Annotated in this window: 32 protein-coding genes; 18 read left to right on the top strand and 14 right to left on the bottom strand. The window is 56.9% G+C overall.

Translation table 11 applies throughout. The features are described from left to right. The first annotated feature begins 7 nt into the window (after positions 1-7). Positions 8-451 (top strand): low molecular weight protein-tyrosine-phosphatase, encoded by a 444-nt coding sequence (locus AC2TCY_RS11505; protein ID WP_480847597.1) that lies wholly within the window; start codon positions 8-10, stop codon positions 449-451. Here the strand turns inward: AC2TCY_RS11505 and AC2TCY_RS11500 are convergent. Both AC2TCY_RS11500 and AC2TCY_RS11495 read right to left on the bottom strand, forming a co-directional pair. Further along, a complete protein-coding gene (locus AC2TCY_RS11500; protein ID WP_480847596.1) occupies positions 448-1,392 on the bottom strand; it encodes a LysR family transcriptional regulator in 945 nt (314 codons plus the stop codon). The two genes, AC2TCY_RS11505 and AC2TCY_RS11500, sit on opposite strands and share 4 nt — an antisense overlap. Before the next feature lie 66 nt (positions 1,393-1,458). Further along, entirely contained in the window at positions 1,459-1,767 is a 309-nt protein-coding gene (locus tag AC2TCY_RS11495) for a hypothetical protein (protein ID WP_480847595.1), read from the bottom strand. Between the two features lie 175 nt (positions 1,768-1,942). On the opposite strand from AC2TCY_RS11495, the gene AC2TCY_RS11490 reads away from it, so the two are divergent. After that, the gene (locus tag AC2TCY_RS11490) at positions 1,943-2,566 is read left to right on the top strand and encodes an RNA ligase family protein (protein ID WP_480847594.1); all 624 of its coding nucleotides are present in this window, start codon (positions 1,943-1,945) and stop codon (positions 2,564-2,566) included. Positions 2,567-2,652: 86 nt separating this feature from the next. Next, positions 2,653-4,452, top strand: a complete 1,800-nt coding sequence (lepA, locus tag AC2TCY_RS11485) for a translation elongation factor 4 (RefSeq protein ID WP_480847593.1) — start codon at positions 2,653-2,655, stop codon at positions 4,450-4,452. A gap of 117 nt (positions 4,453-4,569) precedes the next feature. On the opposite strand, the gene AC2TCY_RS11480 is transcribed toward lepA, so the two are convergent. Further along, a complete protein-coding gene (locus AC2TCY_RS11480; RefSeq protein ID WP_480847592.1) occupies positions 4,570-5,496 on the bottom strand; it encodes an AlbA family DNA-binding domain-containing protein in 927 nt (308 codons plus the stop codon). 353 nt (positions 5,497-5,849) lie between these two features. Here AC2TCY_RS11480 and AC2TCY_RS11475 point away from each other — a divergent pair, with 353 nt between their 5' ends. From AC2TCY_RS11475 to AC2TCY_RS11465, 3 genes are all read left to right on the top strand, one after another. After that, entirely contained in the window at positions 5,850-6,092 is a 243-nt protein-coding gene (locus AC2TCY_RS11475) for a hypothetical protein (protein WP_170326817.1), read from the top strand. 221 nt (positions 6,093-6,313) lie between these two features. Further along, positions 6,314-6,796 (top strand): hypothetical protein, encoded by a 483-nt coding sequence (locus AC2TCY_RS11470; protein ID WP_480847591.1) that lies wholly within the window; start codon positions 6,314-6,316, stop codon positions 6,794-6,796. Between the two features lie 137 nt (positions 6,797-6,933). Then, entirely contained in the window at positions 6,934-7,287 is a 354-nt protein-coding gene (locus tag AC2TCY_RS11465) for a hypothetical protein (RefSeq protein ID WP_480847590.1), read from the top strand. A gap of 51 nt (positions 7,288-7,338) precedes the next feature. Here AC2TCY_RS11465 and AC2TCY_RS11460 read toward each other — a convergent pair whose 3' ends face one another. After that, positions 7,339-8,061, bottom strand: a complete 723-nt coding sequence (locus AC2TCY_RS11460; RefSeq protein WP_480847589.1) for a class I SAM-dependent methyltransferase — start codon at positions 8,059-8,061, stop codon at positions 7,339-7,341. A gap of 266 nt (positions 8,062-8,327) precedes the next feature. Between AC2TCY_RS11460 and AC2TCY_RS11455 the strand changes: the two genes are divergently transcribed. Beyond that, on the top strand, positions 8,328-8,777 hold the full coding sequence (locus AC2TCY_RS11455; RefSeq protein ID WP_480847588.1) for a hypothetical protein: 450 nt from the start codon (positions 8,328-8,330) through the stop codon (positions 8,775-8,777). Positions 8,778-10,078: 1,301 nt separating this feature from the next. Here AC2TCY_RS11455 and AC2TCY_RS11450 read toward each other — a convergent pair. Beyond that, positions 10,079-10,216 (bottom strand): entericidin A/B family lipoprotein, encoded by a 138-nt coding sequence (locus tag AC2TCY_RS11450; protein WP_480847587.1) that lies wholly within the window; start codon positions 10,214-10,216, stop codon positions 10,079-10,081. A 227-nt stretch (positions 10,217-10,443) separates the two neighbouring features. Next, complete coding sequence (locus tag AC2TCY_RS11445; RefSeq protein ID WP_480847586.1) at positions 10,444-10,779, bottom strand: ArsR/SmtB family transcription factor; 336 nt, start codon at positions 10,777-10,779, stop codon at positions 10,444-10,446. A 343-nt stretch (positions 10,780-11,122) separates the two neighbouring features. On the opposite strand from AC2TCY_RS11445, the gene AC2TCY_RS11440 reads away from it, so the two are divergent. The 6 genes from AC2TCY_RS11440 (at position 11,123) to AC2TCY_RS11415 (ending at position 14,867) form a co-directional block, all read left to right on the top strand. Continuing rightward, positions 11,123-11,755: an ATP-dependent Clp protease proteolytic subunit gene (locus AC2TCY_RS11440; protein WP_480847585.1), complete on the top strand. Its 633-nt coding sequence runs from the start codon at positions 11,123-11,125 to the stop codon at positions 11,753-11,755. Positions 11,756-11,888: 133 nt separating this feature from the next. After that, positions 11,889-13,157, top strand: coding sequence for an ATP-dependent Clp protease ATP-binding subunit ClpX (gene clpX, locus AC2TCY_RS11435; RefSeq protein ID WP_480847584.1), 1,269 nt, complete (start codon positions 11,889-11,891; stop codon positions 13,155-13,157). A gap of 68 nt (positions 13,158-13,225) precedes the next feature. After that, on the top strand, positions 13,226-13,585 hold the full coding sequence (locus tag AC2TCY_RS11430; RefSeq protein WP_480847583.1) for a RidA family protein: 360 nt from the start codon (positions 13,226-13,228) through the stop codon (positions 13,583-13,585). Between the two features lie 79 nt (positions 13,586-13,664). Further along, positions 13,665-14,048: an NADH:ubiquinone oxidoreductase subunit NDUFA12 gene (locus tag AC2TCY_RS11425; RefSeq protein WP_480847582.1), complete on the top strand. Its 384-nt coding sequence runs from the start codon at positions 13,665-13,667 to the stop codon at positions 14,046-14,048. 10 nt (positions 14,049-14,058) lie between these two features. Next, on the top strand, positions 14,059-14,511 hold the full coding sequence (gene mlaD / locus AC2TCY_RS11420) for an outer membrane lipid asymmetry maintenance protein MlaD (protein WP_480847581.1): 453 nt from the start codon (positions 14,059-14,061) through the stop codon (positions 14,509-14,511). Beyond that, positions 14,508-14,867 (top strand): DUF2155 domain-containing protein, encoded by a 360-nt coding sequence (locus tag AC2TCY_RS11415; protein WP_480847580.1) that lies wholly within the window; start codon positions 14,508-14,510, stop codon positions 14,865-14,867. The genes mlaD and AC2TCY_RS11415 overlap by 4 nt, the downstream gene beginning before the upstream one ends. Here the strand turns inward: AC2TCY_RS11415 and aat are convergent. From aat to AC2TCY_RS11395, 4 genes are all read right to left on the bottom strand, one after another. Continuing rightward, positions 14,831-15,463, bottom strand: a complete 633-nt coding sequence (aat, locus tag AC2TCY_RS11410; protein ID WP_480847579.1) for a leucyl/phenylalanyl-tRNA--protein transferase — start codon at positions 15,461-15,463, stop codon at positions 14,831-14,833. The genes AC2TCY_RS11415 and aat overlap by 37 nt on opposite strands. A 48-nt stretch (positions 15,464-15,511) precedes the next feature. Beyond that, the gene (gene accC, locus AC2TCY_RS11405) at positions 15,512-16,861 is read right to left on the bottom strand and encodes an acetyl-CoA carboxylase biotin carboxylase subunit (RefSeq protein ID WP_480847578.1); all 1,350 of its coding nucleotides are present in this window, start codon (positions 16,859-16,861) and stop codon (positions 15,512-15,514) included. 9 nt (positions 16,862-16,870) lie between these two features. Further along, on the bottom strand, positions 16,871-17,371 hold the full coding sequence (accB, locus tag AC2TCY_RS11400) for an acetyl-CoA carboxylase biotin carboxyl carrier protein (RefSeq protein ID WP_480847577.1): 501 nt from the start codon (positions 17,369-17,371) through the stop codon (positions 16,871-16,873). A 150-nt stretch (positions 17,372-17,521) separates the two neighbouring features. Next, positions 17,522-18,058: a helix-turn-helix transcriptional regulator gene (locus tag AC2TCY_RS11395; RefSeq protein ID WP_480847576.1), complete on the bottom strand. Its 537-nt coding sequence runs from the start codon at positions 18,056-18,058 to the stop codon at positions 17,522-17,524. A 210-nt stretch (positions 18,059-18,268) separates the two neighbouring features. Between AC2TCY_RS11395 and AC2TCY_RS11390 the strand changes: the two genes are divergently transcribed. The 5 genes from AC2TCY_RS11390 (at position 18,269) to AC2TCY_RS11370 (ending at position 24,190) form a co-directional block, all read left to right on the top strand. Continuing rightward, entirely contained in the window at positions 18,269-19,558 is a 1,290-nt protein-coding gene (locus AC2TCY_RS11390) for a helix-turn-helix domain-containing protein (RefSeq protein WP_480847575.1), read from the top strand. Positions 19,559-19,636: 78 nt separating this feature from the next. Further along, positions 19,637-20,017: a response regulator transcription factor gene (locus AC2TCY_RS11385; RefSeq protein WP_480847574.1), complete on the top strand. Its 381-nt coding sequence runs from the start codon at positions 19,637-19,639 to the stop codon at positions 20,015-20,017. Then, positions 20,014-20,331 carry a hypothetical protein gene (locus tag AC2TCY_RS11380; protein ID WP_480847573.1) on the top strand — a complete coding sequence of 106 codons (318 nt, stop codon included), beginning with the start codon at positions 20,014-20,016 and terminating at the stop codon, positions 20,329-20,331. Before AC2TCY_RS11385 ends, AC2TCY_RS11380 begins: the two co-directional genes overlap by 4 nt. Further along, positions 20,319-23,000, top strand: a complete 2,682-nt coding sequence (locus AC2TCY_RS11375) for an ATP-binding protein (RefSeq protein ID WP_480847572.1) — start codon at positions 20,319-20,321, stop codon at positions 22,998-23,000. The genes AC2TCY_RS11380 and AC2TCY_RS11375 overlap by 13 nt, the downstream gene beginning before the upstream one ends. 77 nt (positions 23,001-23,077) lie before the next feature. Next, the gene (locus AC2TCY_RS11370) at positions 23,078-24,190 is read left to right on the top strand and encodes a FliM/FliN family flagellar motor C-terminal domain-containing protein (protein ID WP_480847571.1); all 1,113 of its coding nucleotides are present in this window, start codon (positions 23,078-23,080) and stop codon (positions 24,188-24,190) included. 5 nt (positions 24,191-24,195) lie between these two features. Here the strand turns inward: AC2TCY_RS11370 and AC2TCY_RS11365 are convergent, their stop codons facing one another. From AC2TCY_RS11365 to AC2TCY_RS11350, 4 genes are read right to left on the bottom strand one after another with little or no spacing between them, the layout of a single operon-like run. Beyond that, complete coding sequence (locus AC2TCY_RS11365; protein WP_480847570.1) at positions 24,196-24,627, bottom strand: protein tyrosine phosphatase family protein; 432 nt, start codon at positions 24,625-24,627, stop codon at positions 24,196-24,198. Positions 24,628-24,636: 9 nt separating this feature from the next. Then, positions 24,637-25,068 carry a DUF6691 family protein gene (locus AC2TCY_RS11360; RefSeq protein ID WP_480847569.1) on the bottom strand — a complete coding sequence of 144 codons (432 nt, stop codon included), beginning with the start codon at positions 25,066-25,068 and terminating at the stop codon, positions 24,637-24,639. Next, positions 25,068-25,496 carry a YeeE/YedE family protein gene (locus tag AC2TCY_RS11355; protein ID WP_480847568.1) on the bottom strand — a complete coding sequence of 143 codons (429 nt, stop codon included), beginning with the start codon at positions 25,494-25,496 and terminating at the stop codon, positions 25,068-25,070. Before AC2TCY_RS11355 ends, AC2TCY_RS11360 begins: the two co-directional genes overlap by 1 nt. Before the next feature lie 22 nt (positions 25,497-25,518). Next, positions 25,519-26,382 carry an MBL fold metallo-hydrolase gene (locus AC2TCY_RS11350; protein WP_480847567.1) on the bottom strand — a complete coding sequence of 288 codons (864 nt, stop codon included), beginning with the start codon at positions 26,380-26,382 and terminating at the stop codon, positions 25,519-25,521. Between the last annotated feature and the right edge of the window lie 12 nt (positions 26,383-26,394).

Raw genomic sequence — 26,394 nt, 5'->3', positions numbered from 1 at the left:
ATGCCCCATGACACACCGTATCCTTTTCGTCTGCCTGGGCAATATCTGCCGTTCACCTGCTGCCGAAGGCGTCTTTCGCGCCCGTGCACCGCATCATGAAACCGACAGCGCAGGAACGTCGGGTTGGCATATTGGCGATCCACCCTATGGCCCCATGATAAAAGCCGCGAGGGCACGGGGCATTGACCTCAGCGATCTCAGGGCGCGGCAGTTCACGGCAGAAGATTTCGACCGGTTCGATTTGATCATCGGGATGGACTCCAACAACTTCGCCGATATCGAAGAGTTGCGTCCTGCTGGCAATGACACGCCGGTGCGTCTGCTCACCGATTTTGCGTCACATTCCGGGGCGGACCATGTCCCCGATCCGTATTACACTCGCGACTTCGAGGGTGTGCTGGATCTGATCGAAACGGCGGTTGAGGGGTTGGCAACACACCTAAATCCCTAGCTGGCCATAACTTTCAACCTGTCGCTGAGCCACGGCAGTTGCGTCACCGCGGGGTCAATGATCTGGCTTTGCATCAGCCGCCGGATCATGCCCGCAACTTCCTGCGGAACCTGATCGGACCAATCCGAACGCGTAAACAGTGATATCGTGCGCGAGAACTCTCCGAACGGGGCAGGGTGCACCTCAAGCCCGTCATGAAACCTTGCTGCGCGCATATAGCCCAGCGGCGTGGTAATCGCCCAGCCCAGGCCGCGCGCGACCATTGCCATCAGTGCCAGATGCGAGCCAATCTCGAACCGTTCCTCAAATTCCAATTGCTTCCGCGCAAGGTGTCCTTCGATCTGGCGGCTGATTAGTTGCTCGCGTGCGTAGCGTAGGAACGGCAGATCCTGCATAGCGTTTCCCGCTCCTTTTGGAGCCACCAGAATAAAGGGGTCCTGAACCAGGGGGTACTCGACCACACCTTCCAGTACCTCGCCGCTATGAGCCGAGACTGCCATGTGCAGGCGCTGTTCCTCCAAGGCCTGAAACAAATCGAGACTGGACAGGGTGATCAGCTTGAATTTCGACCGCGTCAAACTGTCGGCCAGCAATGTCGCCAACCGCGGCGTCAGATCATTGTCAAAATCGTCGATCAGGCCGATGGACAGAGTAGTCAGGTGCCCAAGATCCATCACGGCCAGTTCGCCTTGGGCCATCTGTAACTCGGCCAGAACCGTTTCCGCGCGCGCCAGAAAGCTACGCCCGGCCTGCGTCAGCCGCATCGGCCGCCGCCCGTGATCCACCAGTTCGGTGCCCAAGGCTTTTTCCAGATTGCGCAATTGCTGGCTGACCGAGGGCTGGCTGAGTCCCGTGATCTCGGCGGCTTGCGCCACCGATCCCGTCCGCGCCAGCGCCTCGAACACTTCAAGGCCCCGCAGGGTCAGCCCTTTCATCACCATCAGATACACCTTTCGCTGCCCCATTTCTGGGGGGCAGACGAGATCAGGTCAAGGATTGAAGGTGTCTTAGCTGCAAACAGCCTGTGCCATTTGGCCGAAGGCCTGATAGCGATCCCACAGCGCATCGTCGCGCGCGCTCTGCGACATCTTCAGCTCCTGCGCCTGATGCGGATCTTTGAACCACTGAGCTACCTTCTTCTGGTCGCTTCGCGTAAGTGCTTGATTGGCGACCCTCTGAATGCAGCTGCACCGATCCCGCGTCGCCGCCGACCGATCCGACGCCAGACACGCCCGTTTGATTTGCGCCGCGTCCACTGCCGGCGCCACTGCCGTCAGCGATGCCGCACAAAATGCGATTAGGAGGAACTGTTTCATGCTCATGCCTCGTTTTTGCCTGCCCGGAGAGATCTGACGCCTCTCTCGGTTTGCGCAGGACTATGAAACAAACGGGGGAAGGGATCAATCATACGTTGCGAAAAAGTGATTGCGCACATAGTTGATGTCGCGTTTTCTGGCCTGACTTCGCTTAGAATTCTATCGTGAGACCAAAATGCTAAAGAAATACGGGCGTACATTCCACCTGCCGCAATCTCCCGGTACTACAAGCGACGACAAGATCATGACGAGTGTTGATGAGTTGGCATCAGCGGACGAGGTCGTCTTTACCGAAAAGATGGACGGTGAGAATACGACCATCCACAGTCAAGGCTGTCACCCTCGCAGTATCGACGCAAGATATCACCCTTCACGAGACTGGATGAAGGCTTTCGCAGCTGGTATTGCACCGCAACTCACTGAGGATGAGCGCATTGTTGGCGAATATCTATTCGCACGTCATTCCATCGCGTATTTGGAGTTGCCGACTTATTTTTTGGGATTCGCGTGGATCAAGGCTGGCGTCGTTCAGTCATGGGATGCGACGCTGTCACGCTTTACGAAACTTGGAATCAGCCCTGTTTCCGAACTGTATCGGGGGCGGTTCTCGACTCAGGTCGTCGCTGATGTAATTGCAGCCCTAGATCTAGACACACAAGAGGGGTTTGTCGTTCATACAACAGCAGCATTCGAGGAAGAAAACATGCCCACTCACCTCGCGAAGTACGTACGTGAAGGTCATGTGCAAAGTGAGACGCATTGGATGAATGCTGAACTGGTTAGAAATGGGCTGGTCTGATCGGACCGAAGCCTAGCAACTAAAGGGTTTCGTAGGGTCTCGTCCCACCTTGACCACAGCCCATTTCCGACGCATATCCCCAACCCATGACAGACCTCGCTCATATCCGCAATTTCTCCATCGTCGCGCATATCGACCATGGCAAATCCACCCTTGCTGACCGGCTCATTCAAGAGACCGGAACGGTCAAGGATCGTGACATGAAGGAACAGCTGCTCGACAGCATGGATATCGAGCGCGAGCGCGGCATCACCATCAAGGCCAACACGGTCCGCATCGACTATACCGCCGACAACGGCGAGCAATATGTGCTGAACCTGATCGACACCCCCGGGCATGTGGACTTTGCCTATGAGGTAAGCCGCTCCATGCGCGCGGTCGAAGGCTCGCTGCTGGTCGTCGACAGCACCCAAGGCGTCGAGGCGCAGACGCTGGCCAATGTCTATCAGGCCATCGACGCAGATCATGAGATCGTGCCGGTGCTGAACAAGATCGACCTGCCCGCGTCCGATTGTGACCGCGTGGCGGAACAGATCGAGGACGTGATCGGCATCGACGCGACCGATGCCATTCAGGTCAGCGCCAAGACAGGGCAGGGAATCCACGAAACGCTTGAGGCTATTGTTCAGCAACTGCCCGCACCGCAGGGCAATCTGGACGCGCCGCTCAAGGCGATGCTGGTGGATTCATGGTACGACGCCTATCTCGGCGTCATCGTTCTGGTCCGCATCATGGACGGCACGCTGAAAAAGGGTATGCGGGTCAAGTTCATGTCGAACAACACCCTGCACCATGTCGACCGCGTCGGCGTTTTCCGCCCGGAGATGGAGATGGTCGACTCTCTCGGCCCCGGTGAGATCGGCTTCCTGACCGCATCCATCAAACAGGTCCGCGACACCCGCGTCGGTGACACCATCACCAACGACCGCAACGGCACCGAAGAAGCATTGACAGGCTTCAAACCCGCGCAGCCGGTGGTGTTCTGTGGCCTCTTCCCCGTCGACAGTTCCGAATTCGAAGACTTGCGCGACGCAATCGACAAGCTGGCCCTGAACGACGCCAGCTTCAGCTTTGAAATGGAAACCTCTGCCGCGCTGGGCTTTGGCTTCCGTTGCGGCTTCCTCGGGCTATTGCACCTAGAGGTCATCCGCGACCGCATCGAACGCGAATACGATATCGAGCTCATCACGACGGCCCCCTCGGTGATCTATCACGTCTACATGAAAGACGGTGAGATGATCGAGCTGCACAACCCCGCCGACATGCCCGATCCGTCAAAGGTCGACCATATCGAGGAACCGCGCATCAAGGCGACCATTCTGGTGCCCGACGAATACCTCGGCGACGTGCTGAAACTCTGTCAGGACCGTCGCGGCATCCAGCTGGACCTGACCTACGCGGGCAGCCGCGCCATGGTCGTCTATGACCTGCCGCTGAACGAAGTCGTCTTTGACTTCTACGACCGCCTGAAATCGGTGACCAAGGGCTATGCCTCGTTCGACTACCAGATGACCGGCTATACCGAAGACGCGCTGGTCAAGATGTCGGTGCTGGTGAATGACGAGCCGGTCGACGCGCTGTCGACCATGGTTCACCGCGACCGGGCCGAGATGCGGGGCCGGGCGATGTGCGAAAAGCTCAAGGACCTGATCCCGCGCCACATGTTCAAAATCCCGATCCAGGCGGCCATCGGCGGCAAGGTCATCGCGCGCGAGACCCTCTCGGCCCTGCGCAAGGACGTGACCGCGAAATGCTACGGAGGCGACGCCACGCGGAAACGCAAACTGCTGGACAAGCAGAAGGCGGGTAAGAAAAAGATGCGCCAGTTCGGGAAGGTCGATATCCCGCAGGAGGCGTTTATATCTGCGCTGAAGATGGACAGTTGAGGCTGTCTATTTGAAGTGACGGTGGGCGAAAGCGGTTGGCGTAGCCAACTGCGTGCCTAAGCGGTGATCAATTACTGCTCAAAACGTTGTCTGAACGAAGCGCCGCTGCTTTTTGAACTATCCAGGATAATGGCCATCTTTCCATATTTCGCGACAATCTTGGAAAAAAGCATCGTTCTCAAAGTACTTTTCCAGAATAAATTCAACAAATGCTGGGCTATATTGTGGGCTTGATTGCTCGTGTGGTTTGGAGACCATTTCAGGTCTTGTAATTTCATCAATATCTTCAGCAAATTTGATTGCCTGTATGTCATGAGCATTGATCGGCTTATCAAGTTGCAGTTTTTCGTTGATAACTCTTATCACTTCGCCTTGTTTGTGTGGAAAACCATCGCTCAGGCGAGGCAGATGGACAACCGGAGCATCCGGGTCATTGGTGATGCGGACTTCTGCGCTAGATGAGGCCGAGTGTGTAAGAACAACGTTTGCACCTATTGGCGCTTCAACGACTTTTCGGATGTTGCCGAGCCACTCTTCCCGAATTTTTTCTAGTTCTCGCTTTAGAAAGTCCTCCAAGTCGCTTCTTGTGCAAGGTTCGCTCTTCGGTCCGTGTCTAAAGTAAATAGTGCCTCTGCTAAACGCAGTCTTTTGAGTGCCGACGTCGATTTGATAAGTGCCGACTTTCGTAAAGACGAGGGGGACGGCAACCGGTTCCACCAAAATCGCAGGAAAACTCTTCTCAGCTCTAACTACACGAACAACTTTGGCTCCTGAATAGTCAGATCCAGTGTATTTCCTGATTTGATCAGCTAGAGCGGCACCGTCCAATTCAAAAAGAGCGTCGCAGTCAAATTCTGAAGGTGTGCCATCGTCTTCAATGCCGAAAACGAGAATCCCACCGCGAGTATTGGCAAAAGCGACTATATCTTTGATTGTCTCAGCCCAAAATGCGGCCTTCTTTTGAGGTGAATACTCGCGTTTAAAGTCAATTAAATCACTTTCGTCATTTGTGGCTTCTGCCAGCTCTATCAAAAACTCGGACATGTTTGCCTTCCGGGGGAATTTTGTCCCAATTTGAGACGTGAGTGCGGATTTTTCAAGCACTTAGGAGGCTATGACTGCAGGTCTTTCCTAAAACTGCGAGGTCCACGCGATAGTTTCGACCCACCCGCCCGGAGGCACCGCCGGGCCGCGCCGACCCGCCCCCGTCAAACGGAAGGTTTGCTTCCGGCAAAACTGGCGGCGCGTTGGCTCTCGGGGCTCCACCCGTTCGAAGTCAAAACTGTCCCACCATCAGCCATCCCTCGCCGATCGGCTGCATCGGATGCTGCCGTTCTCTGGGCCTGACCCGTTTTATGGTATTCTCATCGCACCCCAAAACACGGGAGGATGAATCAATGAAACATCTGTCTCTGGCTGCTGCCTTCTGCCTGTTCGCCGCGCCCGCCTTTGCCGGGCAATGCCCCACCGACATTGCCGCCATCGATGCCGCTCTGGCTGCGGGTCCTGACCTGTCTGAAGAACAGATCACTCAGGTCGAAACATGGCGCGACGAAGGTGCCGCGCTGCATGATGCAGGTGATCATGACGCGTCGGTTGCAACTCTGGCCCAGGCGAAGGAACTGCTTGGCCTGAACTGACCTCATTTCGCCGACCCGGTTTGGTAAATGGGCGGCGTGTTTGCGCCTCCCATCGGATCGGCGCTGCCCTCAACTCAATTGACCAACCGTTCTGCATAAAGCGCCCATTTTAGACCCACACATCGCAATGTGTTATTGTGTCCGCGAGGAGCCGCGTTCAAGCGGGCTTGATGCTTGTCCAGACGCTTGCAACGCCAGACCCTCAGATATGAGAGGTTATTATGCACAAGTTTTTTCTGACGACCGCAGTCACGTTCCTGAGCATCGGCCTGGCCGCCTCGGCGCAGGCAGAAACCTATGATGGGGGTGCCAAGGGCATGGGCGTGAATGCGAACCAGGTCTATGGCATCTCGGGCGGCCACGCAGTGATCAAGGCTCAGACCGATTACGACAGTTTCGAGGTCGCCTCGGGCCACCCGCTGGAAGGGGCTGCGGGCTCGTGTTTCGGGGCGGTGTTGGTCAATGGGGCCAAGGTTTCGGGCACCGGCAATTGCGTGTTCGATGCGGCGTCGGGAGAAAAGGCGGTGATGAGCTGGGCCGCCACGGGCATAGGTGCAGATGGCGCGTTGACGGGTGACTGGACCGTCTCGGGCGGCACCGGAAACTGGGCCAGCGCCACGGGCGGAGGGACCTTTTCGTCGCTTACCGATCCGGACACCAAGAAATTCGTAAACACGATTACCGGCAGTATCACGATCGACTGATTGTGGCCTAATCTGGCAGAAAAGCGCGTGGTCTCGAGACCGTTCGCGCGCCCTTTGCCATGCGGCCAAGTTTGGAGTTCCTGCGAAAGATGATACAGTCCCTTCATTCCAAACAGTAAATTAGTGGGGGAAGTGTTATGGACTCGCAGCTACGTTCCGAACTCTCGATGGGTCGTCTGGATCATTACTATCACATCATGCGGACAACGATCTTTGCCTATGTCGCCATTGCCGCGATCATTGGTTTCGGCCCCGAGGGGGTTTCGCTGGTCCTGATCGTTTTGGTGATTGCAACCGCCGCCTATGGCATTCTCGCCGGAAAGACTGCCCTTGAAGACGTCGAAAACCTGCGGGATGACATGGATGACGACTTTGCGCAGACGAACTTTGCCAAAGGGATAGCGGCCCGAAACATGAAGGGGTTGATCCTGACCTCGAACGTATTCCTCGGCCTCATCGGACTGGTTGAACTGATCGCGATCGTGTTTTGAACCCGGGGCTGGGCCGGTGCCTTTTCGATCAGGCCTGTGTTGAGGGGTAAGTCAGACGACCTTGAGCACGCGATGTCCACGTACCATCTCGACGCCGATGTCGTTGTCTCCGATGTGTTGGGCCATGCCCAGCTTGATTATTTGACGCATGCCCAGACGGACGGGCTTGGTGTGGGTGTCGTCCAGAATGACCTTTGCACTGTTGGTCAGGCAGGGATGGATGGCCAGAAACTCGCGCAGATGTGTGTCCTTGGCGCCGTCCAGATGCAGTAGATCGATCTGCTGCTCGGGATGATCCTGCGCATAACGGGGCAGCTCTATCAGGGAATTGCCGGTGATGAACTCGGCCCGTCCGGGAAACGCCACCTTAAGCCAATCGAAGGCCGCAGGGACATAGATGTCCACCCGCGCCCATGACGGGTCAACCTGATGGCAGATATCAACGCCTGTGACCCGCAAGTTCGGATTCGCGGACAGCGCCAGAAACAGCGAATGGCCGCCGTTCACGCCAACCTCGAACATGTGGCTGGACCGTCGGGCCAACGCGAACAGATTGCGGCGCTTGCCCTCGAAGGCGGGCAACAGCTCGTCCTGCTCGAAACTGGGTGACTTATGTGCGTAAAACAGGTTGCCGTTGAGAGTGGGTTCTGCCTGAGCCGTCCGGAGCGATGTCGCGAGATGCTTGTCCAGCAACCCCAGCGCTGCCTGCCACACAGGGTCGGCAATCATCTCGTCATACGTTTGGAAATTCGGGAACTGCAAATGGTCCAGCACTGTTGCCTCTTTGTCCGTTGCACGAAGCCTTCGGGCAGAGCCTTCGGCGCGTCATGATCTTTTTTGCGGTCCTACCATTCCCATAGGGGAGTGCCTAGTCAATGAACAAGGGACCGACTGGATTGCGTCAATACTGAACCAATTGTTAACCGAAAATGAACTTTACCTTAGGTAACTTGTAACGCATTCGGGCTCTCCCAATCTGTATGCCACACCGAAGATGTTCGCTTTTGAACTCTAAAGGGTCGCATTCAGGAGGAGAGCCCATGACCAGATATTTAACTGCCGGAGCAGCCGCTCTGGCCACGAGCCTCACGCTTGGAACAGCTGCACTGGCCGACAACACGCCAGACCTGCGTGGCACATGGCTAGGGTCGTATACGACCGTTTCGCCCAGCCATACGCACCGCGGCGAAGCCCCCCGGTTCAATCAGGCCGAATGGATGCTGGATGTCCAGATGCAAGAGGACAACGTCTTTTGGGGTCCAAGCAAGTGGCGTCGGGACGGAGATACCGAGTGGAATGAATACGAAGCCACTGGAACGATCAGTCTTGATGGCTCGGGTTCCATCGGGATTGTTGAAACCGCACCGCTGGTGATTGGCGCGAATGCGTTGATTGATGCCCGGTACGAAGACGGCAGGATCTATGCCGATTTCCGTAGCCTGCGTAATGGAACGACCTACAGCACAGTTCTGGAACGTCAGGTGAACTGAAGCTGTTCCGGCCCGGGCGGTTGTAGGGGGTAAGTACCGCTGTGGCGGAGTGTAGTAGGTTGCCCCGGCCGGGTCGGAACGCTTCTCAGAAACGGAACCATCGTCTCCACGGGGAGGAGACGGGCCGGGTGGCCACCGAGCCGCCCGCGATAGGGTTCAGGGTACCACGTGTCAGGATGCGGCGTTCCTCGGCACGAGTCATCTGGATCTTGCGGACCTTCAGCGCGACTTCGCGTGCGGTGAAAAAGGTACTGCCCGGCCCAGGTTCCATTATCGGATCAATACATTCACTGGGCTACACCTCGCGACAACGGCCTTTCCCGACATCCTGCGGATCTCAGCTTTGCTGCGCCTCGGAGACCTTCACTGGCTTGGCCAGCGGTTTGTGATTTCGTGTCAGTGCAGTCTTTGATCTCGGGTTTTTTGCCGAAGCGGAGTGTAGCCCGGATTTGGTGCAGCTCAGCTGCGCATTGGCGATTCTCCATTCGCACGAATCGAAAAATTGGAGGCTCGAAAGTTGAAAAAGCTGAGCAGTTTTCGCCGAAACAACCGTGCGCAGACCTTCGCACATGCAGAAACGGCCGAGTTTAGTGGTGGTGACCAAAGCCTGAACTTTTCCGGCTTCAACCCTGTGGGGTTTCGCGGATTCTAGAGTTATCCACATCGCTTTCCCGCCGGATATCAACAGTTTATCCCCGTCTAATTTTCATGCTGCAGTGCTATTTTCTTGTCGGATCATGAGGTGAGTGCAACAGTCTGATCACCGCAACGGTTTTTCGGAACCTGAGTGGGACACAAAGGCCAAGGGGGTCGCAGTGGAGAAGGCAGATTTTAGGATTTGTCTGGTTTGCAGCAACTTACCGGTGGTTAATCAGCTGATTTGGGCTTCATGTCCGTATCAAGTGATCAGCCTCTCAGAAGGTCGATGTGTACTGCAGCGCGACATAGTACGCGAAGCAGCGGCTTTGGTCCTCTAGGGGGCTAGGCTACTGGATCGGAGCGCCCCTCGGGCGCGTCGACCCGGCAAGGCGTCAGGAGTGTCCGAAAGGATGCATGCAAAGACCGCGTCTGCGCACCTGACGCCTTTTCCTTTTTTGAACCTCAGGTTCATGCAGGCTACCACTCATCGTCCCTCAAATGGGAACGGGGTTCTTTCGCATGTGCAAAAGAACCCCGTAGAAGTGTCAGATGATGCAATGCCGCGTCTATGCACCTGTACGATTGATGCTACCCTGTTTGGGTGTCAGTCGCAACTATATATTGCGGGTTGCTACGCAGTACCCTCAATATTTCGGCGTAGACTAAATGTTCTCTTGAACGTCTGTGGCTGCGCCCTGAATGGCGTCACCGGCTTTTTCAATATCTTTGCCAGCCCCTTTGGCCGTTTCGCAGGCTGCCAGAGAGAACAGGGCCAGTCCAATCAGAAATGCGCGGATCATGTGTAACTCCATAAGTGATCGTTTTGGTTTGACTAGCAGTTTTCCAAGTTCAGAGCCACAGGTTTTGAAACAACTATTGCTCCCATGACAACAGACGGAACTTGGTGCTGGGTCAAGCTATCAATCCCAAGGCACGCAAGCCCTCAAACCCGCTATCTTCGGTCAGTGTCGGTGCCGGATTACCGCGTCTTGACCAGCGCGATGCGTAAGGGTTCGTTGGCGTTAGGTTATTTTTCTTCGCAGAACAATTCGTAAACCACTTCGAGTATCCGGAGTGGGCGATCATCGGCCAGACGATAGTAAATGGCCTTTCCGTCGCGCCTGGGAACGACAAGCCCCTCAAGGCGGAGTCTCGACAATTGCTGGGATACAGCGGCCTGACGGGCAGAAAGCAGCTCTTCCAGCTGGGTTACTGATTTTTCTCCGGACACCAAATGGCACAGGATCATCAACCGGCCTTCATGGCTGATAGCCTTAAGGAAATTGGATGCTTTTGTGGCGTTTTCTACCATCTGATCCAAGTTTTGAGTGGTCGTGTCCTGTGAGAATTGGGGAAGAGCCATTTTTCTGTTTCCTTGCAAGTCCTGCGGGTGGTTGGTGCTAATCTGTCCACCCAATAGGCGAGCTATCTTGGTACATGGTTTGATCATGTATTTCCATATGCATGAATCAAAATAACGTGATGGATAGGACAAAATTTCGTGGGTTCGCGGTGACAAAGCTTTGGGGCACGCGCTCCATGATGGTGCTTTCTTCCGTCCTGGTGTGAAGCGACCGGCGTTTGGTTCACCGCAGAATTCATTGATCGTTCCGGCACCCCTTGCAGCCCCTCGGTGGCGGCACTAAGACTCGGGTAACATCTCTTCGGGTAGGGTCCCGATCCATAGCAAAGCAGGCAGGTCCAGAATGTTCGATCCAGTTGACACTTACATGAACACGCTCGTCCCTATGGTCGTCGAACAGACCAGTCGGGGTGAGCGCGCATACGATATCTTCTCGCGCCTTCTGAAAGAGCGGATCATTTTCATCAACGGCCCGATCCATGATGGGATGAGCCATCTGGTCGTAGCTCAGCTGCTGCATCTTGAGGCGGAAAATCCGAACAAAGAGATCTCGATCTACATCAACTCGCCTGGCGGCGTCGTGACCAGCGGTTTGTCGATTTACGATACAATGCAGTATATCAAGCCGAAATGTTCCACATTGGTAATCGGTCAGGCGGCCTCGATGGGTTCGGTTTTGCTGGCCGGCGGGGAGAATGGCATGCGCTTTTCCTTGCCCAACAGCCGGATCATGGTGCACCAACCCAGCGGCGGCTATCAGGGCCAAGCCAGCGACATCATGATTCACGCAGCTGAGACGCAAAAGCTGAAGGATCGCCTTTATGATATTTACGTGCGTCATACCGGCCAGACCAAAAAGTCGGTTGAAAAGGCATTGGATCGTGACAACTTCATGAGCCCGGAAGAAGCAAAAGAATGGGGTCACATCGACGAAATCGTCGAGAACCGCGCCAAAATGGATGGCGACGAGGCCTGAGTTCAAAACCTCGCGCACGGGGCGTGAGGAACGATTTTGAGATTGTAGCTGCAACAGTGCTGTCCTAAGCTGCAGGCAAAGGCGGCAAACGCGGTCCGGGCGGGCCGCACGTATGGAGCCCGAAAGGTAGAACATGGCGACGAATTCAGGCGGTGACGGAAAAAACACGCTCTACTGCAGCTTCTGCGGCAAAAGCCAGCATGAGGTTCGCAAACTGATTGCAGGCCCGACCGTGTTTATCTGTGATGAATGCGTTGAACTTTGCATGGACATCATCCGCGAGGAAACCAAGGCCAGCGGCCTGAAATCCTCGGATGGCGTGCCGACCCCGAAAGACATCTGTGAGGTGCTGGACGATTACGTCATCGGTCAGGCCACGGCAAAACGGGTATTGTCGGTTGCGGTTCACAACCACTACAAGCGTCTGAACCACGCTCAGAAGGCGGGCGGCGATATCGAGCTGGCCAAATCCAACATCCTTCTGATCGGCCCCACCGGTTGCGGTAAGACGCTTCTGGCGCAGACGCTGGCACGGATTCTGGATGTACCGTTCACCATGGCGGATGCAACCACGCTGACCGAAGCCGGTTACGTAGGTGAGGATGTCGAGAACATCATTCTCAAGCTGCTGCAATCCAGCGAGTACAATGTCGAACGCGCGCAGCGTGGCATCGTCTATATCGACGAGGTCGACAAGATCACCCGCAAGTCTGAGAACCCTTCGATCACTCGCGATGTGTCAGGCGAGGGCGTTCAACAGGCGCTGCTGAAACTGATGGAAGGCACTGTTGCCAGCGTTCCGCCTCAGGGTGGGCGCAAGCATCCGCAGCAGGAATTCCTGCAGGTGGATACCACCAATATTCTCTTCATCTGTGGCGGTGCGTTTGCAGGTCTCGACAAGATCATCGCGCAGCGTGGTAAGGGCTCGGCCATGGGCTTTGGCGCAGACGTGCGGGATAATGACGAGCGCGGTGTGGGTGAGATCTTCAAGGATCTCGAGCCGGAAGACCTGCTGAAATTCGGTCTGATTCCGGAATTCGTCGGTCGTTTGCCGGTTCTGGCGACGCTTGAGGATCTGGACGAAGACGCACTGGTCACCATTCTGACAAGTCCCAAGAATGCTCTGGTCAAGCAATATCAGCGTCTGTTCGAGTTGGAAGATGCCGAGCTGGCCTTTACGGAGGACGCTCTGACGGCAATCGCCAAGAAGGCTATCGAGCGCAAAACCGGTGCGCGCGGATTGCGTTCGATCCTCGAAGATATCCTGCTGGATACGATGTTCGAACTACCTGGTCTGAAAAACGTGACCGAGGTTGTGGTCAATGAAGAAGCCGTGACATCAGACACGCAACCGCTGATCATCTATGCAGATGCTGGTCCGGAGTCGGCTTCGGCCGGTTAAGCTCAGTCAGTTTTGAAACCTACGCGGCGCGGCCTTGACCGCGCCGTTTTCTGTATGAGGGTAATGTGGTGATCAAACGCGTATTTTCCGGCGGAGAATTCGAAGCCAAAGTGGGCTATTGCCGCGCCGTCGTGGCGGGTGGCTGGGTTCATGTTGCCGGCACGGTCGGGCAGGGTGATGACGTAGTTCAGCAATGCAAGTCGATCCTGACAACGATTGATAAAGCACTTGCCGAGGCCGGGGCGTCCTTTGCAGATGTCGTGAGAGTGACATACATGCTGCCGGATCGTTCGGAGTTCGAGCCCTGCTGGCCGATCCTGGCGGATGCATTCGGAGCAAACCCGCCGGTAGCTACGATGATCGAGTGCGGATTGATTGACCCCAAATATCGGATCGAGATTGAAGTGACCGCAATCCTGCCTGAATGACGCAGGGTGGCCTCGTGGCACTGGACCTTGGCTTGGCTTTGGTCCATATCTGCGGGGACAGAAATGCCGGAGGCAGCCAATGGGAATCCTGAATACTCTTTTGCGGGCCGTGACATGGTGGAACGGAGCCACCCTGAACACGCAATTTTATACCGCGCGCAAGGGCGTTAAGGTTGGCGAAGACAACGAAGGCAATGTGTTTTATCGCAATGCGGATGACAGCAAACGCTGGGTCATGTTCAATGGTGAGGCCGAGGCCAGCCGGATTGATCCCGATTGGCACGGCTGGTTGCACCGCACCTGGGACGAACCGCCGACGGACAAGCCTTTGCCGCATAAATCGTGGGAAAAGCCGCATCAGGAAAACCTGACGGGCACCGCGCTGGCCTATGCACCGGCTGGTTCGCTGCGTCGCCCTGATCCGATCAAGCGCACGGATTACGAGGCCTGGAGCCCGGAATAGGCAGACACGCATGTCGAACCATACTATGACCGAAGTCCTTGTCGGTGGGGCCGTACTTGCCGGTGCGATCGCCTTTGGTGTCTATGCCAGCCAATCCACCGGGTTGTCGCAGACAAGTAACGGCTACGAGCTTGGCGCGTCCTTTCGTTCGCTCGAAGGTGTGGGCGTCGGCACCGACGTCCGGTTGGCAGGTGTCAAGATCGGGACAGTGACGGATGTCACGCTGAATGCTGACACTTATCGGGCGGACACCAGTTTTTCCGTGGCTGATGACATTCTGATCCCTGATGACAGTGCCATTGTGATTTCTTCCGAAGGATTGCTGGGTGGGAACTTTGTCGAGGTCATGCCGGGTGGATCCCCTTTTTACTTCGAGCCGGGTGATCAGATTGAGGACACACAAGGTGCAGTCAGTCTGATTTCCCTGCTGGTGAAATTCGTGGCCGGGGATGGCAGCGAATGAAGTATGGGCTGCTGACGGCTTTGTTCCTGACTGCGTCCGGTGCCGCCGCGCAACAAAAGGTTGAATCCGGTCCAGGGGCGATGCTGCGTGGCCTGGATAAAGTCAGCGGCCAGACGGTCGATGTCGAAGTGCAAAACGGCCAGACCGCGACGGTCTTCGGGCTGGATGTCGCGCTGGGAGACTGCCGCTATCCGGTTGACAACCCGACCGGCGACGCATTTGCTTATCTGACGATCTGGGAACAGGATAAAGCGCAGCAGTTGTTTGATGGGTGGATGATCGCTACATCTCCGGCGCTGAACGCACTGGATCATGCCCGTTATGACGTCTGGGTAATCCGCTGTATGACGCCCTGAGGGGTCTGGTTCAAAACTGCCGTGAAATCGGCACTTGAATCCAGTGCTTGCTTCAACTCGGAATGATAGTCGGCGCGCGAAATCTCGATGGCGCCCAACGAAGCCAGGTGTGCAGTCAGAAACTGTGTGTCGAACAGGATAAAGCCTGTCTGTCGCAACCGGTCCACCAGATAAGCAAGCGCGATTTTCGAGGCATCGGTTCGCCGCGAAAACATGCTTTCACCGAAGAATGCTGCACCCAGAACAACGCCATAAACGCCACCGATCAAAGTGTTGTCTTCCCACACTTCAAGCGAATGAGCGTAACCGCTGCGATGCAGATGCTGGTACAAACGGCGCAGCTCGGGGTTGATCCATGTGTCTACGCGATCCGCGCAGCCGTCGACGACGCCAACAAAGTCCCGGTCTATCGTGATAGTGTACCCACAGGCGCGGATACGGCGTGCCAGACTGCGCGAGATGTGGAACCCGTCCAACGGAAACACCCCCCGGATTTTGGGGTCAACCCAGAACAGATCAGGGTCATTGCGGTGCTCTGCCATCGGAAAGATGCCGATGGAATAACCGTGTAACAGAAGTTCAGGGGACAGGCTCATGCCGGGTTCACCAGGACCGGAGGGCGGGTGCCCTCCGGTCGCTGGTTCCTATTGGGCCATGTTCTCCGCAAGCCAGTGCTCCAGCCAGTGGATGTTGTAATTGCCGCTGTGCAGGTCGGGTTCTTGCAGCAGGGCGTGGAATAGGGGCACGGTTGTGTCGATGCCATCCACGATCAGTTCGCCCAAGGCGCGGTTCAGGCGCGCCAGTGCCTCGTCCCGGTCGCGGCCCTGAACAATCAGTTTTGCGATCAGCGAGTCGTAGTAGGGTGGGATCGAGTATCCATCATACAACGCCGAATCCATCCGCACTCCCAGACCCCCGGGCGCGTGGTAAGCTGTGATCTTGCCCGGGCAGGGCGAGAAGTTGGGCAGCTTTTCCGCATTGATCCGAACCTCGATGGCGTGGCCATTGATCACAAGGTCGTCCTGCCCGAACGACATCGGCTCGCCCGCGGCAACAAGGATTTGTTCGCGCACAAGGTCGACGCCGAAGATGCCTTCGGTCACCGGGTGTTCCACCTGCAAGCGAGTGTTCATTTCGATGAAATAGAATTCGCCGTTTTCATAGAGAAACTCGATGGTGCCGGCACCAATATAGTTGATCTTGGCGACCGCATCCGCACAGACCTTGCCGATCTTGGCGCGTTCTTCTGGTGAGATGCAGGGGCCGGGGGCCTCTTCGAACACTTTCTGGTGGCGGCGCTGCAAGGAACAATCACGTTCACCCAAGTGCACTGCGTGGCCCTTGCCATCACCAAACACCTGAATCTCGATATGGCGCGGTGTGGTCAAGTATTTCTCGATATAGACCTCGTCATTGCCAAAGGCAGCCTTGCCCTCGGCCCGTGCGGTCATGAAGGCACTTTCCATCTCATCGGCGCTCAACGCGACTTTCATGCCGCGCCCACCGCCGCCAGCGGTTGCTTTGATGATGACAGGATAGCCGAATTCCTCACCGATACGCTTGGCCGCAGCCACGTCAGGAACGCCACCATCTGAACCCGGAACGCAGGGCACACCCAGCGCTTTCATCGTTTCCTTGGCGGTGATCTTGTCGCCCATGATACGGATGTGTTCCGCTGTGGGGCCTATGAAGGTCAGGCCGTGATCTTCGACGATCTGTACGAATTCCGCATTCTCGGACAGGAAGCCATAGCCCGGATGGATCGCCTGCGCACCGGTGATTTCACAGGCCGAGATGATCGCGGGCACTGACAGATAACTTTGCGGGCTGGGTGGAGGGCCAATGCACACCGATTCGTCCGCCATGCGCACATGCATCGCGTCGCTATCGGCGGTGGAATGCACAGCAACCGTGGCTATCCCCATCTCGCGCGCAGCGCGGATCACGCGCAGCGCGATCTCGCCTCGGTTGGCAATCAGGATCTTGTCGAACATGGGCCCGCCTTACTCAACAATGACCAGAGGAGTGCCGAATTCCACAGCGTCGCCGTCTGTTACCAGAATCCGTTTGATAGTTCCCGACTTCGGTGCGTGGATATGGTTCATGGTTTTCATCGCTTCGACGATCAGCAGGGTGTCGCCTTCGGACACTGATGCACCGACACTGATGAACGAAGGCGCGCCCGGTTCGGGTTGCATATAAACGGTCCCAACCATGGGCGAGGTCACCGCGCCGGGGTGGCTAGCCGGATCCTCTTGTGCTGCAGGGGCTTCTGAAACAGCGGCCGCAGCCGGAGCGGCGATAGGTGCGGCCGGAGCTGCTGCAGGAACGGCCACTTGAACCGGGGCGGCAACGGCTTGAGTTGCACGGCTGACACGCACGTTCAGACTGTCTTCCTCGCCATATTCACGCTTGACCTGCACCTCGGTCAGATCATTCTCGCGCAGCAATTCGGCCAATGCCTTGATGAACGCCACATCCGCTTCGTGTCTGGTATCTGTCATGAGTGTCCTCGAAGGTTCCCCTATGGCCCGTCTGTTCCCTGCGGGCTCGGTCTGATTACGCAGGGTTATAAGCCATGCTGTCGGCCATGAAAAGCGCAGTCTGAGCATGAAAAGCGAGGGGTTCGCAGCAATTTTCGGCCACAAATTCTGTCAAAGCGGGGTTCCGGACAATTTGGCCACCAATTCAGGCAATTTCCGCGCCCCGTATTTCTCCAGAAGCCGGGCCCGATAGGCTTCGATCGTGCGGTAACTCAGGCCCAGTTCAACCCCAATTTCCTTGGCAGACAGTCCGCGGCAGGACAGGATTGCAACCTCGCGTTCGCGGGCAGTCAACTCGACCAGTGGCCGTTCCTCAGAGATGTCCGAAAAGCTCCAGATGCCATGACGAAACGGATCGTCAGGCGTCAGGGACCGTCCGCGCGCTCGACACCAGAAAAGATCGCCGTCGCGGCGTCGCATGACCCGTTCGTCCGTGTAGTACCCGGTATCGCGCATCACCTGTAGACTGCGCGCGCCTATGCGTTCCCAGTCGGCCACCGACGGGTAAAGGTGCAGCAGGGGCATATTGCGGTATTCGGTCTCATCACCGCCAAACGTCCGAGCGAATTGCAGGTTGCACCGGCGAATGATCCGGTTTTCCAGTTCCACAAGGCCGATGGGTGCATATTCGAAGGCAGGATCGCTCATATACGTATGGTGACGGGTATTTGTGTGAAAGAGAAGGGGGGCTGACTAGAAACCGCGGATTTCCGGAACGCTGTAATGCTCAACAGTTGTTAAGTTTGTAAACGGTCTTTGAAAATTCAGTTGCAATACGCAATAAACACAAGGTTAATCTGAAAATCAGAGCTGCTTCTTTGACTAACGAGACGCGGCGGCACATAGGACCTTGGCATAATGCGCGACACTCTGACCGGCAGTCGGATACGTGAAAGGCGGCAGATATCAGGATTGCGACAGGCCGAACTTGCACGGCAGGTCGGAATATCGGCCTCGTACTTGAACCTGATCGAACACAACCGACGTCGTATCGGAGGAAAACTGCTGGTCGACATAGCAGGCGCCTTGTCGGTCGAACCTTCGGTGTTGACGCAAGGGATCGAAGAAACTCTGATCGCCGCCTTGCGCGAAGCGGCTGCGGATTCAGTAGGTCAACAGGCCGAGGTGGACGGGCTTGAGGAATTTGCCGGACGTTTCCCCGGCTGGTCCGGAGTGCTGGCGCAGATGCATCGCCGGGTGGTCTCGCTGGAACGCACGGTGGAAACCTTGTCGGACCGTCTGACGCACGACCCCCATCTGGCCGCATCAATGCACGAGGTTTTGTCGACCGCTGCTGCGATCCGATCGACTGCGGCCATTCTGGCTGAACCGGGCGAGATTGATGCCGAGTGGCGCAATCGGTTTCATAAAAACTTGAATCAGGATGCAGAACGGCTGGCGGAAAGTTCCAAAGCGCTCGTGACGTTTCTGGATGACAGCGATGGGCAGAGGGACCGGCGCGGTGCGCCTCTGGATGCGGTTGAGGCCTATTTCGCGGATCACGGATTTCACTTCCCAAGCATCGAAACCGGGGGGGATGCTCCCTCGCTTAAGGCACTGGAATCGGCGGCGGCTAAGGAACTCGCCGAGAACTTTTTCCAAGTCTATGCTTCCGATGCGCAAGCTTTGCCGTTGGATGCGTTTTTGACCGAGCTTGACAGATTGGGTCCTGATCCGATGGCGTTGTCCGTCGCGTTCTCTGTCGATTTGGCTGCGGTTCTGCGACGGCTGGCCTTTTTACCCGATGGCGTATTGGCGCGACCGGCCGGACTGGTGATCAGCGATGCCTCGGGCAGTATCCTGTTATACAAACCCACTCCGGGTTTCGCTATGCCGCGTCATGGCGAAGCCTGTCCGCTTTGGCCGGTGTTCACGGCGTTGAATCGCCCTCTGGTACCGATCCGCAAGCGCATCGTTCAGTTGGGTCGGACGGCCGCCGAATTCGACTGCTTCGCAATAGCATGGCCGCAGCCGGCAGAGGAATTTGGGATCGAACCGGTTTATCGTTCAGTCATGCTTGTTTTGCCGGTCGAAAACACGGTGCAACCAACCGAAACAGCTGCGCAGGCCGGGGCCAGTTGCCGGATTTGTCCAAAACGCGACTGTGCGTCGCGTCGCGAACCGTCGATTCTGAGCGAAGGTTTTTGACAGTTTCCCGACACAACGCTTAATCTGTCAGAGACAGGTGGCCGGGCGCGCGACCGGTCATGGGGAGGGACTTAAAATATGAGCCGTAAGGTTCTGTTAATAGAGGATGAGCCCAACATTGCAGAGGCGATCCGCTTTCTGCTGACTCGCGAAGGTTGGCAGGTAGAAACCCACGCAGAAGGTGCGGACGCGATACACGTCATTTCGGTGGCCAAGCCGGATCTGGTCATTCTGGATGTCATGTTGCCAGGCAAGAGTGGCATGGATATTCTGCGTGACTTGCGTGAAAACGCTGAATTGCAGAAGCTTCCTGTGTTGATGCTGACGGCACGCGGTCAATCCCGCGACCGGGAAATGGCCGAGCAAGCCGGAGTTAGCCGGTTCATGACCAAACCTTTCTCAAACGCCGAGGTTCTGACGGCGGTCCGCGACCTGCACGCGCAGGCGTCGCGGTCATGAGCGTGTCAGACGGCGAGCAACGGCCATCACCGGCTCGCCCATCGGTCTTCCTTGAACGGCAAAGCTATCGAAGGCGCCGGCTGGCGGATGCGGCGCGTCTGTTGCCGTTCCTTGGGGGCGCGATGCTTGCGCTACCGCTTTTGTGGCCGGACGAAAACAGGGAAGCGGGGGGCGTGCCTCTTTCGTCGGCTATGCTCTATATCTTTGCCTGTTGGGGCGTTCTGATTCTGATAAGCGTGATTTTTGGTTTTGCCGCCAGACGTCTGGCCGCGCGGGAGGGCGCTGCGCAGGAGGCAGATAAATGGCAACGCTGAATGTCCTGATTCTGGTCTGCCTTGGATATGTGGTCCTACTGTTCGGGGTCGCCTTTGCCGCAGATCGCATGGCGGCTGTCGGGCGGGGCAAGTGGCTTCGGTCCCCTTTGATCTACACTTTGTCGTTGTCGATCTATTGCACCGCATGGACATTCTATGGCGCGGTTGGCAACGCCGCGCGGTCGGGATTGGAATTCGTGACCATCTATCTCGGGCCTACACTGGTCATGGTCAGCTGGTGGTGGGGCCTGCGCAAGCTGGTCCGGGTGGGGCGTAGTCAGCGCGTGACATCGATCGCTGACCTGGTCTCGTCGCGCTATGGAAAGTCAAATACGCTTGCTGTTTGTGTGACCGTTTTGGCCGTACTTGGCGGAACGCCCTATATCGCGTTGCAATTGCAATCGATCACGCTGTCCTTTTCGATTTTTGCAGAGGCAGACCCGACGGGCCTGTACCGCGAAGGCTCCAGTGTTTTCTGGGTGGCCGCAGGGCTGGCAGTATTTGCCATTCTGTTCGGCACGCGCAATCTGGATGTGAACGAACGTCACCACGGCGTTGTCACCGCCATCGCGCTCGAGGCGGTGGTCAAGCTGCTTGCTTTGCTGGCCGTCGGTATTTTCGTGGTCTGGGGTGTTGCGGGTGGTTTGGGTCCAATGATGGACCGGATCGACGCGTCCGAAATCGGACAGTGGAATGTGGACGCCGGTCGCTGGACAACCTTCATCTTTCTGTCGGCTGCCGCTTTTGTCTGCCTGCCGCGGATGTTTCAGGTCATGGTGGTCGAGAATGACGACGAAAGCCACCTACGTACCGCCGCTTGGGCCTTCCCCCTGTATCTGTTGTTGATGAGCATGTTTGTGGTCCCCATTGCAGTCGTCGGCCTGGACCTTTTACCCGAAGGTTCGAACCCTGATCTGTTCGTGTTGACCGTGCCTTTATCGCTGGGCAATGAAGCGTTGGCGATGCTGTCATTTATCGGCGGGTTTTCTTCGGCCACATCCATGGTCATCGTGACGGCGATGGCGTTGTCGACGATGGTGTCGAACCATGTGGTCATGCCGATCTGGCTGAATACGCAGGAAGGGTCGGGCTCGGTCTCGGGCGATGTGCGCACCATCGTCCTGATGGCGCGCCGGGTGTCGATAGCGGTGGTTATGGCGCTGGGTTTTTTCTACTACCGCCTGTCGGGCGGAGGGGCCGCGCTGGCGTCCATCGGTTTGGTAGCCTTTGCCGGGATTTCTCAAATTCTGCCGGCGCTGGTGGGTGGACTGTTCTGGCGCGGGGCCACACGAGCCGGAGCGTTGGCCGGGCTCAGCGTCGGGTTTTTTCTGTGGATTTATACGCTGCTATTGCCAGGAATGGGCGGTGGGATCATTCCAATTTCGGTCATTGAAAACGGCCCTTTCGGGTGGGGCTGGCTGCGGCCACAGGCCTTATTCGGGATCGAGGGGATCGACCCGATGGTGCACACGGTTATGTGGTCTCTGTCGCTGAATACCATCGCGTTCTGTGTCACCTCTCTGCTGAGTTTCCCCAGCCCACTTGAGCGTCTGCAGGGGGCGCAATTCGTTGATATATTTGATCATTCCATTGCGCCACGGGGGTGGACCGGATCCGTGGCGCAAAGCGAAGATCTGATGATCATGACCCAAAGGATATTGGGTACTGTCCCCGCACAGGAGTTCTTTCAAGCCGAAGCAGCCAAACAGAACGGTCGGGCTGGTCAACTACCTGAACCGACGCCCGGCTTTCTGGAGCGACTCGAACGCGAGCTCAGCGGCTCGGTCGGTGCGGCCACGGCCCACGCGATGATCGGTCAGATTGTCGGCGGCTCCTCCGTCTCGGTCGAAGACCTGCTGGCTGTGGCTGACGAATCCGCGCAGTTGCTGGAATATTCCAGCGAACTTGAGGAGAAATCCGCCGAGCTGAGCCGCACTGCGCGTCAATTGCGTGAGGCGAACGCGAAGCTGACACAGGTTTCCATGCAAAAGGATGCGTTCCTGAGTCAGGTCAGTCACGAATTGCGAACGCCTATGACCTCGATCCGAGCGTTTTCCGAGATCATGCGAGACACAGACGGGCTGAGCGCAAGCGAACAGACCCGGTACGCGGCAATCATCCATGACGAAGCGCTGCGTCTGACGCGGTTGCTGGATGACCTGTTGGACTTGAGCGTCCTGGAAAGCGGGCAGGTCAGCTTGAACATGGGCGACGGCACCCTGCGCGCGGTACTGGATCGGGCCGTTTCCAGTGCACTGGCAGGAGGCGACCGGGCGCTGAGCGTGCGGCGCGTCCGCTCGGCCGAGCGCATCGCACTGTATACCGACCTGGATCGTCTGGGGCAGGTTTTCATCAACTTGATTTCCAACGCGCAGAAGTATTGTGACGCGACAGAGCCCGCACTGACCATTTCAGCTCATGACGTGGGTGGTCAGGTAGTGATCGATTTCATCGACAATGGTGTCGGCATCCCGTTTGACGCGCAATCGATGGTGTTCGAAAAATTTGCCCGCGTCGGATCGGATAAGGCCGGAGGGGCGGGGCTGGGGTTGGCGATCTGCCGCGAGATCATGCAGCGGTTGGGCGGCGAGATCACCTATTTGCCCGGACAGGGCGGTGCGGCATTCCGGGTCAGCTTGCCCTTAGCCTATCAGCAGGCGGCGCAGTAAGGGCATAAAGGTATTCGTAACCTTCGACGGGTTACACCGGTTACTGAATCACGAAAAGACGTGAGCGGTTCGGTGCCATGACACAACATGCCAATACAGCTTTGGTGCGCAAGCTTTCAGCGGGGCGAGATAGCGTCGGGGCCGATCCCCGCTCTATTCTGCGTGCGCTGCGTCTGGCTCTTGCGCGATCAGCAGGTGAGCAATTGAACCTGCCCTTATCTGTGATTGGCATCAAACAGCGGTTGCGTGCTCAGGAAGACCTGCCAGATGTGATTACGGACGGTTGGATGATGCTGCAGTTCGCCTCTACCGAAGGGGCGGCCGCCGCCTGCGTCGACCCGAGCTTTGTCTCTGCCATCGTACAGACGCAAACGATCGGAGAGGTGATGGGTGATCAACCGCATCCCCGGGCCTTCACGGATACTGACGCGGCCATGGCTGTGCCGCTGATCGAAAATCTGTTTGCCCAGGCGCAAACTCTGGTCGACGCACCGCGGGATATCGTCAGCCTTTCCGGTTACGAATTCGTCTCAAGGGCCGAGGATGCGAGAACGCTGATCCTGGGGATGGTGAATGACAGCTATCGGGTTTTTGACCTGACCGTTGATCTGGCTGGCGGGTTGCGGCAGGCTCAGCTTGCCATCTTTCTACCGGAATTGCCTGCCGCTGAAGGGGAACAGAACGCTGAGGTTTTGGGTGACGGTTTAAGCCTGAGGCAGGCTTCAGGCGTGATGCGGGCCGAGCTGAATGCGATAATTTGCCGGATGTCACTACCGCTTTCTACATTCTCAGGGCTTAAGGCAGGGGATTTATTGCCTCTTACTGGCGCAAGACTGGATCGAATCGACGTTCAAACCATCGACCGTGCAAGGGCATCGGTTGGACGGTTGGGGCAATGTGGCGGCATGCGTGCCGTACGGATCAACGAACAAGCGCCACTGAGAGCTTTACCCGATGAGGTCGACAAACCATTTCTGGAAAGCCGCTCGGAGCAGCCTCAACCGGATTTTCCCGAAGGTGTTTCACAACCCAAGTCCAGCACCGGAAACTCAGACATGCATTTACCAGCAGACATGACCGTCGCCCGAGAAAATGGCATGACCAGTACCAGCCCGGATCACATGGTGGCGGAAATTTCCCAGCTTGCCGGCTTATCGGGGCAGGCGGACAACGATGATCTGACGCGCTGATCGGATCAGTCGCGTCCGTTACGTATTTGATCCAGTGCCGGGCGCAGATTGTCCAGCGCGTATCCAGCCTTGCCTGTAGCTTCCAGAATCTCATCGGTGCTCAGTTGGTCACATTGACCCAACGCCCATACGACAGAACACCGCGTGCCCGAGGCGCAATAGGCCAGAACCGGACCAGAGCAGTTTTCGGCCAGATTTTTTTGAAGCGCGACGTTTTCTGGTGTCATGGTTTGGTGCGTCAGTTCCAACACCTCATATTCCATCCCGGCGGCACGCACGGCCTCGCCGATGGCGTCCGACTGCAAGTCCGGTGGAACCTCGGTATTTGGGCGGTTGCAGATCACCTTGACAAAACCTGCCTCGGCAATGGCTGGCACATCCTCGACCGAGATTTGCGGTGAGACGGCGTAGCGGGGGGTAATCGGGCGAATCTCCATGACGAATGCTTAGGCCGCGTTGGCGAGCCTGTCCAGTTGGGCGCCCAGTTTCGGGGCCGCGAACATTCCTGCGATCATCGCCACCAGAAAGACAGCCCCGCCAACGCCGCCATAGCTGAGCGACGCCATAGCTGGACCAGGGCACAGACCAGCCAGCCCCCATCCCACCCCGAACAGGACCGAACCAACAATCAGGCGGCGGTCCAGCTCGGGTTTAGGTGGGGCAGGGAACTGTCCACCTGCCATTGGTATGCGGCCTTTGGTTAGCCGCCAGGCGACCAACATGGGCAGGATCGCTCCGCCCATCACAAAGGCAAGCGTCGGGTCCCAATTTCCGAACACATCGAGCCAGCCTTGCACCTTGGTGGTATCTGTCATGCCCGAGATCAACAGGCCCGTCCCGAACAAGGAACCGGCAATGACAGCAAGAACGATACGCATCAGATCACCCCCAGGACGTGCCGAAACAGGGTCAGGGTCAACCCGCCCGCAAGGATGTAAAATACCGTGGCCACGATCCCACGCAGCGAAAACCGTGAAATCCCGCAGACGCCGTGACCGGATGTGCAGCCATTAGCGATCCGGGTTCCAACGCCAACCAGCAGGCCCGCGATAACCACAATCGCCAGGTCGCCGGTCAGATGAGTTTGGGCCTGAGGCGCAATCAAGGGGCGCAGCAACAGCGGCATTCCAATCAGACCAGCGACAAAGGCCAGACGCTCGGCCCTGACCTGAACGTCGCTGCGTTGGATCAATCCGCCCAGAATTCCACTGGCGCCCATGATGCGCCCATTGCCCAGAAGAAACACTGCTGCGCCAAGCCCGATCAGCAGACCACCGGCGAGGCCCCATATCCATTCAACGTTCATCCGAATATCTCTTGTTTGCAGATCACAGCTTGTTGACCGGCAGTTTCAGGAACACATCACCCTTTTCATCGGCAGGCGGCATCTGACCTGCGCGCATATTCACCTGCAATGAGGGCAGTATCAGCCGGGGCATAGAGAGGGTCGCATCTCGCGCGTCACGCATCTCGACAAACTCTTCGACGCTTCGGCCCTGGCCGATATGTACATTCAGTGCTTTTTGTTCGCCCACAGTGGTTTCCCAAGCGTATTCATCCCGCCCGGGGGCCTTGTAGTCATGGCCGACAAATACCCGTGTTTCATCGGGAAGTGAGAGGATTTTCTGAATCGACAAATACAAGTCCTCTGACGAACCGCCGGGAAAATCACAACGCGCAGTGCCAAAATCCGGCATGAACAGCGTATCCCCGACAAAGGCAGCATCACCGATGACGTAGGTCATGCAGGCGGGCGTGTGGCCCGGTGTATGCAGGACATCTCCACGCATCTGACCGATGTGGAAGCTATCGCCCTCGGAAAACAGCGCATCGAACTGGCTGCCATCGCGCTGAAACTCGGTCCCTTCGTTGAAGATCTTGCCGAAGGTGTCCTGAATCACCACGATGTTTTTGCCAATGCCAATCCGGCCGCCCAACTTCTGCTGTAAGTATGGGGCGGCGGACAGATGATCGGCATGAACATGGCTTTCCAGGATCCATTCGACCTTCAGGCCCTCATCGTTCACATACTCGATGATCTGATCTGCCGAACCGGTGTTTGTTCGACCTGACGCATGATCGAAATCCAGTACGCTGTCGATGATGGCGCAGGCCGAGCCTTCGGGCTCTTTCACCACGTAAGAAACTGTGAAGGTGTCAGGGTCGAATAAGGCTTTCACGATGGGCGTCATTGGGTCCTCCGG

It is taken from the genome of Ruegeria sp. HKCCD7181 (genome assembly GCF_057221055.1).
The sequence above is the reverse complement of the archived record's forward strand: the minus strand, read 5'-3'. Positions and strand labels throughout refer to the sequence as shown.

Bases quoted from the DNA above. Each gene is read 5' to 3' on its own strand.
- AC2TCY_RS11415 (WP_480847580.1), top strand. From the start codon at position 14,508: ATGAAGTATGGGCTGCTGACGGCTTTGTTCCTGACTGCGTCCGGTGCC.
- mlaD (WP_480847581.1), top strand. From the start codon at position 14,059: ATGTCGAACCATACTATGACCGAAGTCCTTGTCGGTGGGGCCGTACTT.
- AC2TCY_RS11445 (WP_480847586.1), bottom strand. From the start codon at position 10,779: ATGGCTCTTCCCCAATTCTCACAGGACACGACCACTCAAAACTTGGAT.
- AC2TCY_RS11385 (WP_480847574.1), top strand. From the start codon at position 19,637: ATGAGCCGTAAGGTTCTGTTAATAGAGGATGAGCCCAACATTGCAGAG.
- AC2TCY_RS11495 (WP_480847595.1), bottom strand. From the start codon at position 1,767: ATGAAACAGTTCCTCCTAATCGCATTTTGTGCGGCATCGCTGACGGCA.
- lepA (WP_480847593.1), top strand. From the start codon at position 2,653: ATGACAGACCTCGCTCATATCCGCAATTTCTCCATCGTCGCGCATATC.
- AC2TCY_RS11380 (WP_480847573.1), top strand. From the start codon at position 20,014: ATGAGCGTGTCAGACGGCGAGCAACGGCCATCACCGGCTCGCCCATCG.
- AC2TCY_RS11370 (WP_480847571.1), top strand. From the start codon at position 23,078: ATGACACAACATGCCAATACAGCTTTGGTGCGCAAGCTTTCAGCGGGG.
- AC2TCY_RS11475 (WP_170326817.1), top strand. From the start codon at position 5,850: ATGAAACATCTGTCTCTGGCTGCTGCCTTCTGCCTGTTCGCCGCGCCC.
- AC2TCY_RS11375 (WP_480847572.1), top strand. From the start codon at position 20,319: ATGGCAACGCTGAATGTCCTGATTCTGGTCTGCCTTGGATATGTGGTC.
- AC2TCY_RS11500 (WP_480847596.1), bottom strand. From the start codon at position 1,392: ATGGTGATGAAAGGGCTGACCCTGCGGGGCCTTGAAGTGTTCGAGGCG.
- AC2TCY_RS11355 (WP_480847568.1), bottom strand. From the start codon at position 25,496: ATGAACGTTGAATGGATATGGGGCCTCGCCGGTGGTCTGCTGATCGGG.
- AC2TCY_RS11465 (WP_480847590.1), top strand. From the start codon at position 6,934: ATGGACTCGCAGCTACGTTCCGAACTCTCGATGGGTCGTCTGGATCAT.
- AC2TCY_RS11440 (WP_480847585.1), top strand. From the start codon at position 11,123: ATGTTCGATCCAGTTGACACTTACATGAACACGCTCGTCCCTATGGTC.
- aat (WP_480847579.1), bottom strand. From the start codon at position 15,463: ATGAGCCTGTCCCCTGAACTTCTGTTACACGGTTATTCCATCGGCATC.
- AC2TCY_RS11350 (WP_480847567.1), bottom strand. From the start codon at position 26,382: ATGACGCCCATCGTGAAAGCCTTATTCGACCCTGACACCTTCACAGTT.
- AC2TCY_RS11390 (WP_480847575.1), top strand. From the start codon at position 18,269: ATGCGCGACACTCTGACCGGCAGTCGGATACGTGAAAGGCGGCAGATA.
- AC2TCY_RS11490 (WP_480847594.1), top strand. From the start codon at position 1,943: ATGCTAAAGAAATACGGGCGTACATTCCACCTGCCGCAATCTCCCGGT.
- AC2TCY_RS11365 (WP_480847570.1), bottom strand. From the start codon at position 24,627: ATGGAGATTCGCCCGATTACCCCCCGCTACGCCGTCTCACCGCAAATC.
- AC2TCY_RS11395 (WP_480847576.1), bottom strand. From the start codon at position 18,058: ATGAGCGATCCTGCCTTCGAATATGCACCCATCGGCCTTGTGGAACTG.
- accB (WP_480847577.1), bottom strand. From the start codon at position 17,371: ATGACAGATACCAGACACGAAGCGGATGTGGCGTTCATCAAGGCATTG.
- AC2TCY_RS11425 (WP_480847582.1), top strand. From the start codon at position 13,665: ATGGGAATCCTGAATACTCTTTTGCGGGCCGTGACATGGTGGAACGGA.
- AC2TCY_RS11360 (WP_480847569.1), bottom strand. From the start codon at position 25,068: ATGCGTATCGTTCTTGCTGTCATTGCCGGTTCCTTGTTCGGGACGGGC.
- accC (WP_480847578.1), bottom strand. From the start codon at position 16,861: ATGTTCGACAAGATCCTGATTGCCAACCGAGGCGAGATCGCGCTGCGC.
- AC2TCY_RS11470 (WP_480847591.1), top strand. From the start codon at position 6,314: ATGCACAAGTTTTTTCTGACGACCGCAGTCACGTTCCTGAGCATCGGC.
- AC2TCY_RS11480 (WP_480847592.1), bottom strand. From the start codon at position 5,496: ATGTCCGAGTTTTTGATAGAGCTGGCAGAAGCCACAAATGACGAAAGT.
- AC2TCY_RS11505 (WP_480847597.1), top strand. From the start codon at position 8: ATGACACACCGTATCCTTTTCGTCTGCCTGGGCAATATCTGCCGTTCA.
- AC2TCY_RS11455 (WP_480847588.1), top strand. From the start codon at position 8,328: ATGACCAGATATTTAACTGCCGGAGCAGCCGCTCTGGCCACGAGCCTC.
- AC2TCY_RS11450 (WP_480847587.1), bottom strand. From the start codon at position 10,216: ATGATCCGCGCATTTCTGATTGGACTGGCCCTGTTCTCTCTGGCAGCC.
- clpX (WP_480847584.1), top strand. From the start codon at position 11,889: ATGGCGACGAATTCAGGCGGTGACGGAAAAAACACGCTCTACTGCAGC.